The 14,960-nt window shown below is 57.1% G+C and carries 19 protein-coding genes; 5 read left to right on the top strand and 14 right to left on the bottom strand.

All coding sequences use genetic code 11. The annotated features are described in order from the left end of the window. Positions 1–63: 63 nt before the first annotated feature. The 3 genes from ACZ5FM_RS07010 to ACZ5FM_RS07000 all read right to left on the bottom strand — a co-directional run bounded on the left by ACZ5FM_RS07010 (position 64) and on the right by ACZ5FM_RS07000 (position 1,534). Positions 64–270, bottom strand: a complete 207-nt coding sequence (locus tag ACZ5FM_RS07010) for a DUF4287 domain-containing protein (protein ID WP_312944217.1) — start codon at positions 268–270, stop codon at positions 64–66. A gap of 110 nt (positions 271–380) precedes the next feature. Next, positions 381–929, bottom strand: coding sequence for an NUDIX domain-containing protein (locus tag ACZ5FM_RS07005; RefSeq protein WP_464040133.1), 549 nt, complete (start codon positions 927–929; stop codon positions 381–383). Positions 930–967: 38 nt separating this feature from the next. Further along, positions 968–1,534, bottom strand: a complete 567-nt coding sequence (locus ACZ5FM_RS07000; protein WP_464040132.1) for an ankyrin repeat domain-containing protein — start codon at positions 1,532–1,534, stop codon at positions 968–970. Between the two features lie 135 nt (positions 1,535–1,669). Between ACZ5FM_RS07000 and ACZ5FM_RS06995 the strand changes: the two genes are divergently transcribed. Together ACZ5FM_RS06995 and ACZ5FM_RS06990 are read left to right on the top strand one after the other, a co-directional pair. Further along, positions 1,670–1,924 (top strand): type II toxin-antitoxin system Phd/YefM family antitoxin, encoded by a 255-nt coding sequence (locus ACZ5FM_RS06995; protein WP_464040131.1) that lies wholly within the window; start codon positions 1,670–1,672, stop codon positions 1,922–1,924. Further along, complete coding sequence (locus ACZ5FM_RS06990) at positions 1,921–2,346, top strand: hypothetical protein (RefSeq protein WP_464040130.1); 426 nt, start codon at positions 1,921–1,923, stop codon at positions 2,344–2,346. Before ACZ5FM_RS06995 ends, ACZ5FM_RS06990 begins: the two co-directional genes overlap by 4 nt. A 28-nt stretch (positions 2,347–2,374) precedes the next feature. Here ACZ5FM_RS06990 and ACZ5FM_RS06985 read toward each other — a convergent pair whose 3' ends face one another. Both ACZ5FM_RS06985 and ACZ5FM_RS06980 read right to left on the bottom strand, forming a co-directional pair. Beyond that, positions 2,375–2,704 (bottom strand): nuclear transport factor 2 family protein, encoded by a 330-nt coding sequence (locus ACZ5FM_RS06985; protein WP_192491335.1) that lies wholly within the window; start codon positions 2,702–2,704, stop codon positions 2,375–2,377. Positions 2,705–2,770: 66 nt separating this feature from the next. Further along, positions 2,771–3,550 carry an SDR family oxidoreductase gene (locus ACZ5FM_RS06980; protein ID WP_464040129.1) on the bottom strand — a complete coding sequence of 260 codons (780 nt, stop codon included), beginning with the start codon at positions 3,548–3,550 and terminating at the stop codon, positions 2,771–2,773. 148 nt (positions 3,551–3,698) lie between these two features. On the opposite strand from ACZ5FM_RS06980, the gene ACZ5FM_RS06975 reads away from it, so the two are divergent. Beyond that, positions 3,699–4,631 carry a LysR family transcriptional regulator gene (locus ACZ5FM_RS06975; RefSeq protein WP_464040435.1) on the top strand — a complete coding sequence of 311 codons (933 nt, stop codon included), beginning with the start codon at positions 3,699–3,701 and terminating at the stop codon, positions 4,629–4,631. A gap of 36 nt (positions 4,632–4,667) precedes the next feature. Here ACZ5FM_RS06975 and ACZ5FM_RS06970 read toward each other — a convergent pair whose 3' ends face one another. After that, complete coding sequence (locus tag ACZ5FM_RS06970) at positions 4,668–5,303, bottom strand: glutathione S-transferase N-terminal domain-containing protein (RefSeq protein ID WP_464040128.1); 636 nt, start codon at positions 5,301–5,303, stop codon at positions 4,668–4,670. A 151-nt stretch (positions 5,304–5,454) separates the two neighbouring features. Here ACZ5FM_RS06970 and ACZ5FM_RS06965 point away from each other — a divergent pair, with 151 nt between their 5' ends. After that, positions 5,455–5,784: a winged helix-turn-helix transcriptional regulator gene (locus ACZ5FM_RS06965; RefSeq protein WP_259146448.1), complete on the top strand. Its 330-nt coding sequence runs from the start codon at positions 5,455–5,457 to the stop codon at positions 5,782–5,784. 47 nt (positions 5,785–5,831) lie between these two features. On the opposite strand, the gene ACZ5FM_RS06960 is transcribed toward ACZ5FM_RS06965, so the two are convergent. The 8 genes from ACZ5FM_RS06960 to ACZ5FM_RS06925 form a co-directional block, all read right to left on the bottom strand. Further along, positions 5,832–6,575, bottom strand: coding sequence for a glutamine amidotransferase (locus tag ACZ5FM_RS06960; RefSeq protein WP_464040127.1), 744 nt, complete (start codon positions 6,573–6,575; stop codon positions 5,832–5,834). Positions 6,576–6,742: 167 nt separating this feature from the next. Continuing rightward, positions 6,743–7,432 carry a B3/B4 domain-containing protein gene (locus tag ACZ5FM_RS06955; protein WP_464040126.1) on the bottom strand — a complete coding sequence of 230 codons (690 nt, stop codon included), beginning with the start codon at positions 7,430–7,432 and terminating at the stop codon, positions 6,743–6,745. Between the two features lie 212 nt (positions 7,433–7,644). After that, a complete protein-coding gene (locus tag ACZ5FM_RS06950) occupies positions 7,645–7,914 on the bottom strand; it encodes a hypothetical protein (protein WP_464040125.1) in 270 nt (89 codons plus the stop codon). 90 nt (positions 7,915–8,004) lie between these two features. Continuing rightward, positions 8,005–8,538: a peroxiredoxin gene (locus ACZ5FM_RS06945; RefSeq protein ID WP_259146452.1), complete on the bottom strand. Its 534-nt coding sequence runs from the start codon at positions 8,536–8,538 to the stop codon at positions 8,005–8,007. Positions 8,539–8,578: 40 nt separating this feature from the next. Next, on the bottom strand, positions 8,579–9,067 hold the full coding sequence (locus ACZ5FM_RS06940; protein WP_250982523.1) for a pyridoxamine 5'-phosphate oxidase family protein: 489 nt from the start codon (positions 9,065–9,067) through the stop codon (positions 8,579–8,581). Positions 9,068–9,100: 33 nt separating this feature from the next. Beyond that, positions 9,101–10,948 (bottom strand): PAS domain-containing sensor histidine kinase, encoded by a 1,848-nt coding sequence (locus ACZ5FM_RS06935; protein ID WP_464040124.1) that lies wholly within the window; start codon positions 10,946–10,948, stop codon positions 9,101–9,103. 335 nt (positions 10,949–11,283) lie between these two features. After that, positions 11,284–12,684 (bottom strand): MATE family efflux transporter, encoded by a 1,401-nt coding sequence (locus tag ACZ5FM_RS06930; protein WP_464040123.1) that lies wholly within the window; start codon positions 12,682–12,684, stop codon positions 11,284–11,286. Positions 12,685–12,905: 221 nt separating this feature from the next. Next, complete coding sequence (locus tag ACZ5FM_RS06925; RefSeq protein WP_464040122.1) at positions 12,906–13,919, bottom strand: YeiH family protein; 1,014 nt, start codon at positions 13,917–13,919, stop codon at positions 12,906–12,908. Positions 13,920–14,023: 104 nt separating this feature from the next. Between ACZ5FM_RS06925 and ACZ5FM_RS06920 the strand changes: the two genes are divergently transcribed. Next, entirely contained in the window at positions 14,024–14,890 is an 867-nt protein-coding gene (locus tag ACZ5FM_RS06920) for a LysR substrate-binding domain-containing protein (RefSeq protein WP_464040121.1), read from the top strand. The last annotated feature ends 70 nt before the right edge of the window (positions 14,891–14,960 follow it).

Raw genomic sequence — 14,960 nt, 5'->3', positions numbered from 1 at the left:
TTTGCAATGTTCCCGCGAACAAACAAAACAGGGGACGTGAGGCCGATCTTGAGCGGCCGGCAATCACTGTTCGCGCAGCGTATCTGCCACCAGCGCATTGGCGTGGCCGTGGCCCATGCCATGTTCCTGTTTCAGCCAGTTGACCAGTTCCATATGTTTCTTGGCCCCCTGGCTGCGGATCAGCTCTTTCCACTCGGCAATCGGCCGGCCGTATTTGGCCTCGATGGATGGAAAGTAGGATGCGGGACCTTTTACAGGACTGGTTGCCATGGATGCCTCCCAAGCGCCAAGCGGTTGTTATGACACATTGATAGCATGAAAGGCGGTATTGTCACCGCCCGTAGACGCCAGGCAGCAGCGCCAATCAGCGCGTGGTGTATTCAAGGAGCGAAAGACAACAGGCCCTTCATCTGCAACAGGCCGAGGGCGGCAAGTGTTGCATTATCCTTGATTTTGCCAGCCTCAATCATCTGCCTGACCTCAGCCAATGAAAAGGCCTTGCAGACCAGCCCCTGTTCTTCCGGGTCAAGATCTTGTTTACCTTGGGTAAGACCCGTCGCAAGGAAGATGTTGAAACCCTGACTGGAATAACCATAGGCCTGAAACAGATGGCCGACATGCTGCAGGCTCTGTGCCGTCAGGCCGGTTTCTTCCGCCAGTTCGGCCTTTGCCAGCTCTGCCGGGTCCTTATCCGGTTCCGCCTCGCTGCTGCCCTGTGGCAGCTCCCAATAACGGCCCGACACCGGATAACGGTATTGCTCGACCAGATAGATGTGGTCATTGTCCAGCGGCACAATCAGTGCGTAATCCGGCTTGCTGACGACACCGTAAAGGCCCGGTGATCCGTCCTCACGGGTGAACTCATCCTCGCGGACCTCCATCCAGCGGTTCTTGTAGGTGATGCGTGACGACCTGATATTCCAAACCACTGTAAATGCCCCTCTCCCTTGGCTGAAAATCCGCGACGCTATTTGGTCGCGCCGCCAGCCTTCAACACCTTTATGAAATCCTCGTCCCCGGTTTCAAGCGCAAAGGACAAGGCGGTTTCGCCGCCATTACCCTCAGCATTGGGGTTTGCGCCGTTTTCCAGCAGGGCTGCAACCACATCCGGCCCGTTTTGCTGATTGTTGGCCTGCATGATCAGCGGTGTCCAGCCATTGGCATCGCGCGCCTCAACATCTGCGCCCTTTTCCACCAGCGCACTGACGGCATCGGGATCGGTTATGATATGCAAAATGGTGACGCCCTCATCATTTCCCGCGTTGATATCGGCACCGGCCGTTAGCAGCAGATCGAGAATGTCCGGCTCGAAATACATGTCCATCAGGTGGATGGGCTGAAACTTGTATTCGTCCTCAGAGGTGGCCAATGCCGGATTGGTTTTCAGCATGGCGCGCACCTCGGCAACATTGCCTTCGTGAACCGCATCGTGGAAAGCCCGGACCGTGTCCACTTGGGGTGTCGCGGGACTGGCGGTGGCGACACCGAAGGGAATGCTTGCCATGGTCAGCAGGCTGATGAGTAAACGTTTCATATCTGCTCCATGCGGCAGGCATTGCGCCCGGGTTTATCACCGAGCTTCAATTACCTGCCACGGGCATGAGGTTGTTGCAACCTTTGACAAATTACGGAAATTCCGTATTTTATAGAGAACACAAGGAGTTTGGCCATGGCTTACGCAATTCGGGTTGCCGCGACAACCTTCGCAAAAGAGTTTGGCAAATATAGCGACGAAGCGATGGTTTCCGGCGGCGTTGAGGTTACGTCTCACGGTCGTCCAATTGGCGCCTATATCAGCATGAAGGAGCTCGAAAATTATGAGCGCCTGAAAAGCAAGGAGCGCCGTGTCATTCATGCAAGAGACATGGATGACGATATGCTGGGCGCAATCATGAACGCAGAATACGGCAAAGTATCAGAGTGAATTATCCCGATCCTGTACCGGGTTTGGTGATCCGCTTCGATTATCTGTGGGACATTGACCATCAAAAAGGCCTCTCTACCAGCAATAAAGAGAGGCCTTGTGCTATTGTGCTTTACACAAAGGCCACCAACAAAACATTGGTTGTGCCTATCTCGCACTCATATCCCGAGCCTGGACAAGAAGACTATTCACTCGAAATCCCACCCGAAATTTGTGCTGAGATCGGCTTGGACAACGACAGGAACTGGGTGCGAGTTTCAGAGGTCAATGAATTCGAATGGCCCGGTCCGGAATTACGCCCGCGTCCTGAAGATCCGTCACGAGTGGACTACGGAATGGTCCCCGAGGCGTTTTTTCTCGAAATCCGTAAACGGCTCGCCGATGCGGTAGCGCAGCACCGTCTTGGTCTGACAAAGCGATAATCTGTTGCAACACGCTGCAACGAACCGACTACAGCGTGATCTCCAGTTGCTCGATCAGGTCGCCACTTAGCACAAAGGCGTAACGCAGATCGACAGGGCTGCCTGGAAAATTGCCGCTGAGGTGGCTGGTGACCACGGTGCGGGCGCCATCCGTTGTGACGTTGAATGGCGTGGCGGTGTATTGGTATTTCGTTGACGCCTCCTCCTTCCATCGACGGATTTCGTCGCGGCCGAGATAGGTGTGGCCCTCGTCCCGGACAAAGGCGGTATCGAGGAAACAATTGGCAATATCCGCGGCATTACCCTCTCTATCTGCTGCGAAATAGGTGGCGATTGCCTTTGGTAGCTGAATTGACATGGTGTTCTCCTTTCAAGCATTCGTGATGTGTTGCGGTTTGGTAAAGTGTGTTCCTGGTGGCGACCACTAGACGGTGGGCACGGTGCCGCCGTCGATAATGTGTTCAGTGCCTGTGATGGATGCGGCGCGGTCCGAGGCGAGAAAGGCTATGAGATCTGCGACTTCTGTCGGTTTTGCCGGACGCCCCAGCGGTATGCCACCCAACCCATCCATGATCATCTGTTTGCCGGCCTCGTAATCTCCGCCGATCTGCTCTGCGATACGATGCGCAAAACGCACCGATGCCTCGGTTTCAATCCAGCCCGGCGACACGCGCACCACCCGCACGCCCTTGGGCGACACTTCTTTCGACAGCGCCTTGCTATAGGTGGAAAGTGCTGCTTTTGCAGCGGCGTAAGCCGTGGTGGATTCCGGCAGTGGCAGCACCCTTTGAATGGATGAGACATGCACGACCACCCCGTGGCCCTGAGCGACCATGGATGGCACCAGCGCCCGGTCAAGGCGCACGGCAGGAAACAGGTTGAGGTCAAGTTCGCGGCTCCACTCATCATCACCCAGGGCAGCAAAGCCGCCGCCAGGTGCGGATGACCCGCCGAGCATATGCACGATGATATCGACGCCACCCAGACGCTGCTGCACGGCCTGCGCCAGTGCGGTCGCACCTTCCGCCGTCGTCAGGTCGGCGGCCAGAAAAAGCTCTTCCGGCAGGTCATCCGACTTGGTGCGTGCGGCGGTGAGAACCTGTGCGCCCAATTGGCGAAACAGATCAACCGTGGCTTTTCCGGCACCTTTGGTGCCAGCGGTTATCAGTGCGCGTTTGCCGCGCAAGGTTAGAAATTCGGTCATGCTCTCATCTCCTGTAAGCGGCACCGACGCGGTCAAATTGCCCGGCGTGTTTCCGATGGAGTTAACGTAACACTCGACATTTATGCCGATAAGTGGGACAAACCGGGATGAGGAATTGCGAATATCGGGACAATTGACTTTGGGTATGATGGAAAAAACCAGCCTTGCGGATCTCAATGCGGTGATGGCGATAACGCGACGCGGCACATTCCGTGCGGCGGCCATTGACCTGAACATGTCGACGACGGCGCTTAGCCTTGCGATCAACAAGCTGGAGGCGAACCTTGGCGTGCGGCTGTTTAACCGCACCACCCGCAGCCTGTCTTTAACCAGTGCAGGCAAATTGTTCGTTGAGCAGATTGGCCCCGCCCTGCAAGGCATTGAAAGCGGGCTGGAGGCGGTGCGATCGGAGCGCGATACGCCCTCCGGCACCATACGCATCAATGCCGCACCCTTTGCAGCACGCGAGATCATTTCCCCGTTGGTGCTGGAGTTTATGCGCCGTTACCCCGACATGGTGGTCGACATTGTCACCGAAGGGAGACTGGTTGATATTGTTGCCGACGGGTTCGATCTTGGCGTGCGCGTTGCCGGCCTTATTCCCACCGACATGATCGCCGTGCCGCTTGGGCGCCCGCAACGCTATGCCGTTGTGGCGACACCGCAATACCTGGACAAACACGGGGTGCCGCTGGTGCCGCCCGACCTGCTCAACCACCCCTGCATTCGGGTGCGGTTGCCCGATGGATCGCTGTTTCGGTGGCGGCTGGAAAAAGATGGCGAGATCGTGCAACTCGATGTGCGCGGGCCGATCATTCTCGATGAGACCAGCCTGTCACGCACCGCCGTGCTGGAACATACCGCCATTGGCTTTTTTTTGGAGCAAAGCGTGCTGGCAGATATCGAGGCTGGCCGGTTGACGCGGTTGCTTGACGACTGGACACCGCCCTTTCCGGGCCTTTGCCTCTATTACCCTGGCCGGCGAAACCTGTCAGCGGGCCTCAAGGCCTTTCTGGCGCTGGCCCGCGTCCATGCCGCTGCGGCGCAGAAAGCGACGCGAAGCACCGCGCCGTCAGAATAACGGCTGTTTTCTGCCGGACGCCGGGCGGGACCGTGGTCAGTTCAGGTCCAGACCTTCTTCCAAGAGAGACTTTACAACCGCGTGGCGCGCCTTGACGCGCAGGTACCAGCCTTGAAGGTGCTGAAGACCATCAAAATGGATTGGCGCATTGTAATAGGACTTCAGCCAGGGCGCCTGCCCCCAGCCGGTCAGGGCAAACAGGTAAGCATCGGCGACCGAGAAGTTTTGCCCCATGAGGAATGGTCGCTCTGCGAGATGGTCGTTGAGCCATGAAAACCGTTTTTCCAGCTTTGGCCGCGCGGTGTTGATGTAGTCACCGGCCTGCTGCGCATAAAGCAGCGGGATGAAACCCTTGTGGACTTCCGTTGACAGGAAGCTGAGCATTTCCTGCAACCTGTAGCGTTCAAAACTGCCATTTAGCGGCACCAAACCTGCCTGCGGCTTCAAGTCTGCCAAGTACTGAACGATAACAGGGCCTTCCCGCAAAATAGTGCCATCTGCCAGTTCAAGGGCCGGAATGTAACCGTGCGGGTTGACCTTGTGAAAGTTTTTACCCTGCTGCGTGGTGTGATCATTGTGATCCACCTTTATGAACTCGACCTCAAGACCCAGTTCGTTTGCGACAATGTGGGGCGAAAGCGAGCAGGCTGCGGGCATATAATAAAGTTTCATTGCTGGTATTCTCCATAGAATTCAACACCATCCTTGCGCTTGCAGACGGTGCGGACTCTATGTAATTCAGGTGGTATATAAACGTAAGAACGCAAAAGTTTGTCATCTAGGTACATAAATTATACCTGGTGTGGCAAAGAGGTAATGCCCCATGAAAGACACGGTATCCGGCTGTTCCGTTGAAGAAGCGATGCATCTGCTTGGCGGGCGTTGGCGCCTGTTGATCGTCTCCTACCTCGTGGATGGCCCGAAGCGCTTCAATGAATTGCGCAGACTGATACCGGGCATTTCGCAGCGCATGCTGACCCTTGATTTGCGCACGCTTGAAGAGGCCGCGATGGTTCAGCGAACGGTGTATCCCACCGTGCCGGTAAAGGTGGAATATGCCCTGACCGAAGATGGCAAACGTCTGGAAAACGTGGTCAGCGTTGTCAAGGAGTTCGGCCTGTGGCTGAAAGCGCGCAACGTCGACGAGGTCTGAAATCCGTCGTGAAGCAGATCGCACTCACGCCAGCTGGAATGCGCTGATCAGGCTGTCTCAGTGGTTGGCTGGTGGTTCAGCGCATGGGCAACGAACCGACGCAGCAGCGCCAGCGGCTCGCCCGCATGCTCAACGCCAGCCAGCAGATCATCGGGATCACGCCCCTCGGTACGCAGCACATCTGCCCGCACGCGAATGATGGCCGCAGAAATTTCCGGCGTAAATTCCGGGTGGAACTGCGTGGAAATGGCGTTGCGGCCATAACGCACGATCTGATGCGGATCGTGGCTGGAAGCGGCCAGCGCTTGCGCGCCCTCCGGCAGGCGGATGACCGTCTGCATATGGGTGAGATGGGCGGGAAATTGCGCGGGCATGGTGCTGACCAGCGGATCCTGTTCGGCTCCCGGCAACAGGCGAACGGCCTGCGTGCCGATTTCGCGGCCCTCAGGGTGATAATCCACCTCGCCGCCCAGCGCATGGGCAATGAGTTGATGGCCGTAACAGACGCCAAACAGCGGCAGGTCGATGGCCATGGCCTGCCGTATCCACTCGGCCGTTGCCTCGCTCCATGGCAGACGGTCCGTTACCATGTCCCAGGAGCCGGTGATGATGGCGCCTTTTACGCTATCGGGCGCTGGCAGGCTTTCACCCTCAAACACCCTGATGACCGCAAGGGTTTCCGTGTCAAGGCCAACGGCACGCTGAAACCATTGCGGCAGATCGCCCAGCAGCTTTCTGATATCATCCGGTGGTGTGCCGACCTGAATGAGAAGCAAGGGATAAGAGGCCAAGGCTTGAATTTCCCTGATGGCAAGAGTTGAAGTCTGATTGGCCGAAAAGGCCAGATATCAGGTGTTATGGCCGGACTTTAGCGTGACACTCTCATCCTGAAAAATGAATAATTCTGGATGTGGCTTTGCGTGCAACGGAGCATCGCAGATGAAGCAGGAATGGTGGCTCAAGCGCCAATGCCGATTTGTGTACGGGAAATCTTGCAGCCTGGCATCAGCACCTTGAGGCCATCCACCAGCATGGACGCGGCATCATCCAGCGCCTGTTGCGGCATGGTATCGAGGCTTTCCAGCACGAACCACATGCACCCATGCGTATTGTCCAGCCGCGTGCGCACGCCCTGACGCCAGTTCCAGCGGCGGCAGGTCACACCAACCTCATCACGCCAGATCACCTCACCCGGTTCAGGATGTTCGGTTGTGGCCTCGCCATTCATGACAGTATCAAAGACCTCCGTGCCATCCGCCAATGTCAGAAAGGGATGACCGACATAGGCCTGCGCATTTTCGCCACCCACCGGAATGGCATAACGCAGGCTAACAGCATTATAGAGATCCACGACAGGATTGATGGACGGCATGCCGCCATCTTTCAGCCCCCGTTTGCGCAGTGCCTGCGCCGAACACGGTGTGCGGTTGGGTTTTGCACCAAAACGCTGATAGGCATCCGCCCAACTGGCTAGGTGCGGCTCTGCCCAGTCCGGGCCGCCCGCCACCACAGAAGCGCAAGCGCTCTGCAAGATTTCCGGATCAAGCGCGCCACGCCCTGCGGACACGGCATCAACCAGAATGCTGACCGCCCTGAAACCAGGGGCAATGGTGCTAATGCGGCTATCGATAACAGGCAGTTCAAACATTCACATTCATCTCCAGCATGGTCTGATCAGGCGTGGTCCGCAGGAGAGAAATCGTAGATGCGACGCCCGCGCCTCCGTTCTTATGAACCAGCACTGGACTGAATATGAGAGCCAGTTGGCAAGAAAAATACCGGTCCAGTTTGGCAGCGACAATCAGCCTGGCTGATCGTTTGTACCGGCCGTCGCCCTATGGCCATCGTAACGCCGGATAGTCAGTTGGCAGCCTGCACGGCCTGGCTAACACGCTGCGCGATATCGTTGATGGTGTTTTCATCCCCCGATATGGACAGCCCCATATAGGTCTCTGCCTCAACGGTGATGTCCTGACCGGCCAGCTGCCAGAGAAAGGTTTCAACCTCCTGCGACCCGGCGACAACCCAGTTGCGGTTTTCCAGCACGGCACCCAACTGCAACAGCACCTGCACGAGCACGGCGCGCAATTGCTGGTCATATTCATCGCCGAGAACAAGCGTTGTTCTCATGACCTTCGGACGGCAGGAGTGGAAAACTGCTCATTTTGAAGGATCTCCTTCAAGGAGATGGTGACAGGCTTTGGTGGCATGGGATGTATCTTACGTACGGCTGCGCAGCCAGTCGATGACGTCTTGCGCGTTTTTCTCCGGTGGAAAGACCGGGTAAAACACATGGGCGATGCGGCCATTTTCGATGATCATGGTCAGACGTTTGAAAAGTGTCAGGCCAGCCGCATCGAAGGTTGGCAGGCGCAAGGCATCCGCCAGAGACAGGCCGCTATCCGACAACAAGGGAAATGGCAAATGCAGCCTTTCGGCGGCCTCTTTCTGGTAGTCCGTTGTTTGGGTTGAAAGGCCAAACACCCTTGATGCGCCGAGTTGTTTCAGCTCCGCAAAATGATCCCGGAAGGCGCAGGATTGCGGTGTGCAGCCCCGGGCGCCAGGTATGGTGTCCCAGCCATCAAGCGCTGCGCCATCCGGCGGACTGGTGCGCGGATAGGCATAGATGACCGTCAAGCCGGGTTGGTTGAGGGAAACGCTTGTACCATCGGTGGCTGGCAGCGTGAGTTCAGGCACGGCCATGCCCTTAAGATGGGACGCTGCGCCATCATCCTGTGGGGCTGGTGTTGTCATTACCGTAATCCTTCCTTTTAGGCCTGCCAGAAGACAGTGCTTATTTCTGGATGGGCGCGACACCATACGTATCATAGGCGCTTTGCATGCGCTGCTGGTCGCTGCGTTGCGGAAACAGTTTGTAGCTGGGTGCCCAGATGCGGGAAATGCGGCTGATCTTGATGGCGATGACATGACGGATGGGAAAATCATCGCCCGCCATGCGCAGCAAGTCTGCGCCGAGATCAGCAAAATCCGGGTCATCAGGCGCAATTATTCTGGCTGTGCCGACAATCTTGAAACCGCGCTGGCGAAACACATCAACAAAGCTGACGCAGGCGGTTGCATGGGCGTGGAGATTGCGCACCGTGTTGGTGGAGGCAATATCTGCCACCACAATATGGTCGTCCCCATAAGAGCCGAAGATTTCCTTGGGGCTTACATTGGGCGTGCCATCGGCGTCGACAGTGGCAAGCCAGCAGAGAACGGAGTTTTCAATGTCCGTTTTCACCGCATCGTTTAACCGGTGGCCGCTCTGCGGTTCGTTCATGACAGTTTCTCCGACATCGGCCGTCAGCCAAGATCATTCGTGAAGAATCTTGCCGACCAGATTAAATCGTACACCTGACGGCAGGTAGGACAAGGTGCAGGCACCTTCAAAATACGGGGCGACGCTGCGTTCTATCAGCCGCGAGCCAAAGCCCTTTTTCTTCGGTGCAACGACGGTGGGACCGCCCACTTCCACCCAGTCAAAGACGAAATCGCCATCCTCGCTGACCGACCACTGAATTTCTATGGTTCCTTCAATGACCGACAGCGAGCCATATTTTGTGGCATTGGTGGCAAGTTCATGAATGGCCAGCGATAATCCCAGCCCCTGCTGTGCCGAAAGGCGGATGGACGGGCCAACAAAGGAAAAGCGGTCACCGCCGCCGAGATAGGGTTTCAGCGCCATATCCAGCACCTCGCGGATATCTGCCGATGCCCAGTTGGTATTGGTCAGGATATCCTGCGCGCGGGACATGGCAGAAAGCCGTGCGGAGATGACCTCCTGTGCCAGGCTGGTGTCATCGGCATTGCGTAGGGACTGGCTGACAATGGCCTGCACCATGGCCAGAGAATTCTTGATGCGATGGGAAAGTTCGTTGGTGAGTTCCCGTTGCCGCGCTTCCACCGCCTTGGTTTCCGAAATGTCCTGCACCAGCGTGTAAAAGCCTTCAACCTTGCCACTGCCGCTGACACGCGGAATATACTCAACGCTGATGTCGCGGTGCGAGGTCGTGGAATATGGCATGCGCTGTTCAAAATGCAGTCGCTCTCCAGCCAGTGCTGCATCAATCCAGTGTTTGACCTTGGCGTAGGCATCTGGCCCGACCACTTCCAGTAGGGTCTTGCCGATGAGCGATTCCCGCGTTCTTGGAAACCAGGTTTCATAGAACTTGTTGACGAACTGGTAGCGCTCATTCTTGTCGACATAGGAGATCAGAACCGGAAGCGCATCGGTGAGTGTTTGCAGTTCACTTTCACGAACGGACAAAGCGCGCTGGGCTTCAAGATGGGCGGTCACATCGTGGCCACCAACAAAAATGCCGGTGACATGGCCGGTTTCGTCATGCAGCGCCTGGAAGACGAAATCGATAAATCGATCCTTTGTCTCGCCTGCAAGCCTGACCTTCATTCCGGTGGCGGAAAATGCATTGCCCTCTGCATAAACTCGGTCCAAGACCTCAAAAACGCCCTGTCCTTCCAGTTCAGGCAGTGCCTCCTTTGCCGGAAGGCCGATGAGGTGCCGTCCACCGGTAATGTCGCGATAGGCATCATTGGCATATTCATAGATGTGGTTTTCACCGCGCAGAACGGCGACAAAACCCGGCATTTTCTGGAACATCGTCTGCTGTTGCTGCGCCCGTTGCGTTAGGCGACGTTCATTCAGCACAACATCCGTGACGTCAGAGACATTGATGAAGATACCGCCGATGCTGCCGGTTTCGGTTCTGATCGGCGTGTAGGCGTAGTCCCAGAAGGTTTCAACGCTTTTGCCTGCCCGGCTGAAGGTCATTGGCTGCCGGCGTTCGCTCAGTCCTTCACCTGCCATGACACGCTTGAGCCTTTCGCCCACGGCAGGAAACAATTCCGGCCACACATCGGCAGCAGGTTTTCCCATGGCGGCGGGATGGCGCTCGGCCAGCACCGGCACATATGCGTCGTTGTAAAAGAGTATGTTGTCTGCGCCCCATAACACCGCACAAGGCGCGCTGGAGCCGAGGCAGATAGACAAAGCCGCCTTCAAGGCCGCGGGCCATATGGACACATCTCCGACCGATGTTGTCCGCCAATCATTGGAACGGATGAGTTGACCTGCCAGCCCGCCTGCCCCCATGAATGCGAAGACATCGTCCTGCCCGTTATTTTCCGCGTCTGATGTATTCATCTAGCAGTGGCGCTCCGTGGCCGCTCATGTGTGGCCGATTGTATAAAGTTTGTTAGCAGGAGGAATGCGTGCTGTCACCGCAGACCTTGATCACCCCTGCACCTTGTAATCCTGCGTACCGACAGAAAACCATACCCGATATCAGCCGCTTCGACACTGGTCAGGCACTGTGCAACCACTGTTCAACGACTCATTATGCAGATTTAAGACGTTGCAAAATAAGCTATTTTTCCCGCCCGCAATGGCAGGTGGTGGCGGTTGACAATTGGCCGCAGTGGTTGGCTCAGGTTCCGGCGGCAGCGAACCGCCGCCGGAGGTTAAATCCAGCCGCCCCGCTAGCTGACAGCGCCAAGCCGTGCGCCTTTAGGGTATGTTTTTACAAGCAGCCAGATGGCAATTGCCGTGACGATGGCCTCTGCTGCCGGATAGGCAAACCAGATGGAATTTGCCGTGTTCAACAAGGCCAATGCAATGATGAGGCCCGGCAACAGGATGAAGGATTTGGTCAGGGTGAGCAGGCCAGCCCGGGCGGGTTGGCCAATGGCCTGACAATAAAGCCCGAACATAAAGACCGGCCCCGACAGCAGGTAAAGCGCCATCATTGGCAGCACTATGCGGCTGACTTCAGCGATAACCTGCATGTCCGTCATGAAGATTGACGCCACGACATGGGATTGGGACAGCAGCACAAGTTCCACCACCGCGCCGTAAACAAGGGCCGTGGCGGCGGCAATGGCTGCCACACGTCCGGCACGATGATAAAACCCGGCACCGGCATTGTTACCGGCGATGCTTTGCATGGACAGGCCAAGCGCCATCATGGGCAGGAAGGCAAAACCGAGAATGCGGGTGATGACACCATAGGCGGCAATGATGTGCAATTGCGCCTGGCCCTGTTGTATCTCGCTTTGTTGTATCGCGCTTTGCTGCGACAAGACGGCCAGCACACAGGTTGCGGTAAAGGCCATGCCAATGAAGCTGAGACTGACCGGTGCGCCAAGCGCCACAAATTGCCGCCAGTTGCCAAACCAGCGGCGCTGCCACAGGCTGGAAAGCGGCAGCAAGGTGGGGCTGCGCCTGCGCCCTTCCAGCAACAGGGCAAGGCCAATGATTTGCGCCAAAACCGTGCTGCCGGCAGAACCCGCCACGCCCAATCCGCACAACACGATAAGCACGTAGTTGAGCAGAATGTTGAGCGCGGTGACACCCAGCGACAGCAATGCCATGCTGCCGGCCCGCCCTTCATTGCGCCAGGCATCGGCATGCAGGGCCAGCACGAATTGCACCGGGCTGCCAGCCAGCGATATCATGAGGAATTGCCACACCATGTCTGCCACGACAGGATCTGCACCGGCCATGTGGCGGGCAAATGCCGGACCACCCAGCAGAAACATCAGCGCAAGTGCCAGACCCAGAACCAGCGCAAGACCGTGGGCGCTTGCAAAGGTGGCCGCGGCGTCTGCCCTGGCGCCACGCCCCAGCTGGCGGGCAAACATGCTGGACATGCCGCTGCTGACCAGTGTCGACAGGGCAATGGCCAGCATGAGCACGGGAAAGGATATGCCAATGGCGGTAATGGCTTCTGGCCCGACAAAATGGCCGAGAAAAGCGGCATCGATGATGCCGAGCAGGCCGTTCATGGTCATGACCACAGCCATGGAAATGGCTGTTGTGGCGAAGACCTTGCCCAAGGGCTCGGTCAGGAAATGATTATCCGGTGATGGTCTTTGCGACATCACTCACTCCTCAGATGAGGCATTTCGAGATGTGATGGGAGCCTGCGTTGCCACCAACGAAATGCATCGAGGGTGAGAAGGGGTTTGAAATCGGGCTTCACCGGGACGTTACGTCTGCAGGCGGCAGGTGCGCGAAACCTTGACCACCGGAAAACCATTTTCCCCTGACTTTGTCAATTCCGCCTGGGCGGCAGAACGTCCCTGCCCTTGTTCAGATGCGCTTATTGCGGATGAAACATCATCAGGCCTGCGACACCCAGTGCACCCAAAGCGGCGAGCGACAGGATGCCTGCCACCAGCACCCTGCCACCGGAGGCAAAGACCGTGCGCATGTTGACCGACAGGCCAAGCGCCGCCATCGACACTGTGGTGAGAATGGCCGAGCTACCCTTGGCGACATCCACAGCAGTATCAGGAATGATGGCAAGGCTGCGCAGGCACATGGTGAGGAAAAAGCCTGTTATGAACCACGGCACCAGACGGGCAAGTGACAGCCGTTCGCCCTGCATGGCGGCACCGCCCTTGAACAGGCGCAACAGCAGCACGACCGGCCCCAGCATCAACACGCGCATCAGCTTGACCAGCGTACCGATCTGCACACTGGCGGCACCGACCGGTGCGGTGGCGGCCAGCACCTGCGGCACGGCATAAACCGTCATGCCGGTAAAAACGCCATATTGCCATTCACTGACAGGAAAAACCGGAAACAGCGACGGCAAAAGCAGCACGACCACCACACCAAGCGCGGCGGTAAAGGCAATGGAGGCTGCGACATCATCCGACTTTGCACCGATGACTGGGGCTGCGGCGACAATGGCCGAATTGCCGCAGATGGAGGTGCCGCAGGCAACCAGCGTTGCCAGATGGTCCGGCAGGCCCAGCAAACGACAGAGGCTGTAACTGGCAATCAGCGACAGGATGACCGTGCAGGCCACCACGCCGATCATCAGGCTGCCGGCATCGGCAATGGTGGCAAGGCTGACCGACGCACCCAGCAGCACGATGGCAATTTCCAATACGAACTTGGCGGAGAAATCGACCCCGGCCTTGAGGAACGGCGCAAGGCCGAAACAGGTGTGCAGCAGCGTGCCAAGAATGATGGCAATGACCAGGGCATCCACCAGCTCATGACCCAGCACGGCCTTTTCAACCGCAACCAGCCCCTGCGCGGCAAATGTTATGCCAACAGCGAGAACAAGACCGGGACCGATTTCCAATGCAGACCGAACTGACAAAATAAACTCCCAAATCACTTACACCTGAGAGAATATTCTTCCACTTCGTTTGCGTATATCGAATAATATTTGACATTTCATTCGATAAAAACGAACGATTGCTCATGACCTTTGAACAGCTGATAATTTTTGTCGCCACCGCAGAACGGCAACACCTGACGCAAGCCGCCAATGCGCTGCGGCTGACGCCCTCTGCCGTCAGTGCTTCCATCAAGGCGTTGGAGACGTTTTATGCCGTCAAATTATTTGATCGGGTCGGCCGCGGCATCCAGTTGACCCGCGAAGGCAGAGTGTTGCTGAAAGAAGCCAAGGAAACGCTGGCGCGGGTGAAAGAAACCGAGGCGGTGCTGGCAGAGCTTGGCAAGCTGAATACCGGCAGCCTGGATGTTCAGGCCAGCCAGACCATTGCCAATTACTGGCTGCCTTCGCGGCTGCTTGGTTTTTCCGCCAGCTATCCCGGCATTCAGCTGAACATGACGATTGGCAATACGGCAACGGTTGCGGCAGCTGTTATCAATGGCGATGCGGAACTGGGCTTTATTGAAGGTGCGCTGGATGAGCCGCTGCTTTCCACCGCCACGATCACCAGCGACAAGCTGGTGGTGGTGTCCAAAGCCGGTGCTGTCCAACCAGATGATGCGCTGACATCACTGAAATGGATCATGCGCGAACAGGGTTCCGGCACACGGTCCGTGCTGGAACAGGCATTGAAAGAGCAGGCCATCGACCCGCACGCGCTGGACATTCGTTTCGTGCTGCCCTCCAACGAGGCGCTATTAACCGCCGTTTTGCAAGGCGGCTGCGTGACCGCGCTGTCGCAGATGATCGTGTCGCCTTTCCTGGAAAACGGCCAGCTGCAGGTGCTGGATTTTGACCTGCCGCCGCGCCGTTTTACGCTGCTGCGCCACAAGGAAAGGCACAGAACGGCCGTGGCACGGGAGTTTGAGGCCTATTGCCACGTACATGCCTGAGCCAAGAATTGAACCAATGATCTGTCCGATAACGCACGAACCCGCGCCAAACACATCCCCATGTTTGTGT

The sequence above is a fragment of the Agrobacterium sp. 5Ca50 genome (assembly GCF_055381905.1).
Note: the sequence above shows the minus strand (reverse complement) of the source record. Positions and strands in the feature narration are given on the sequence as shown.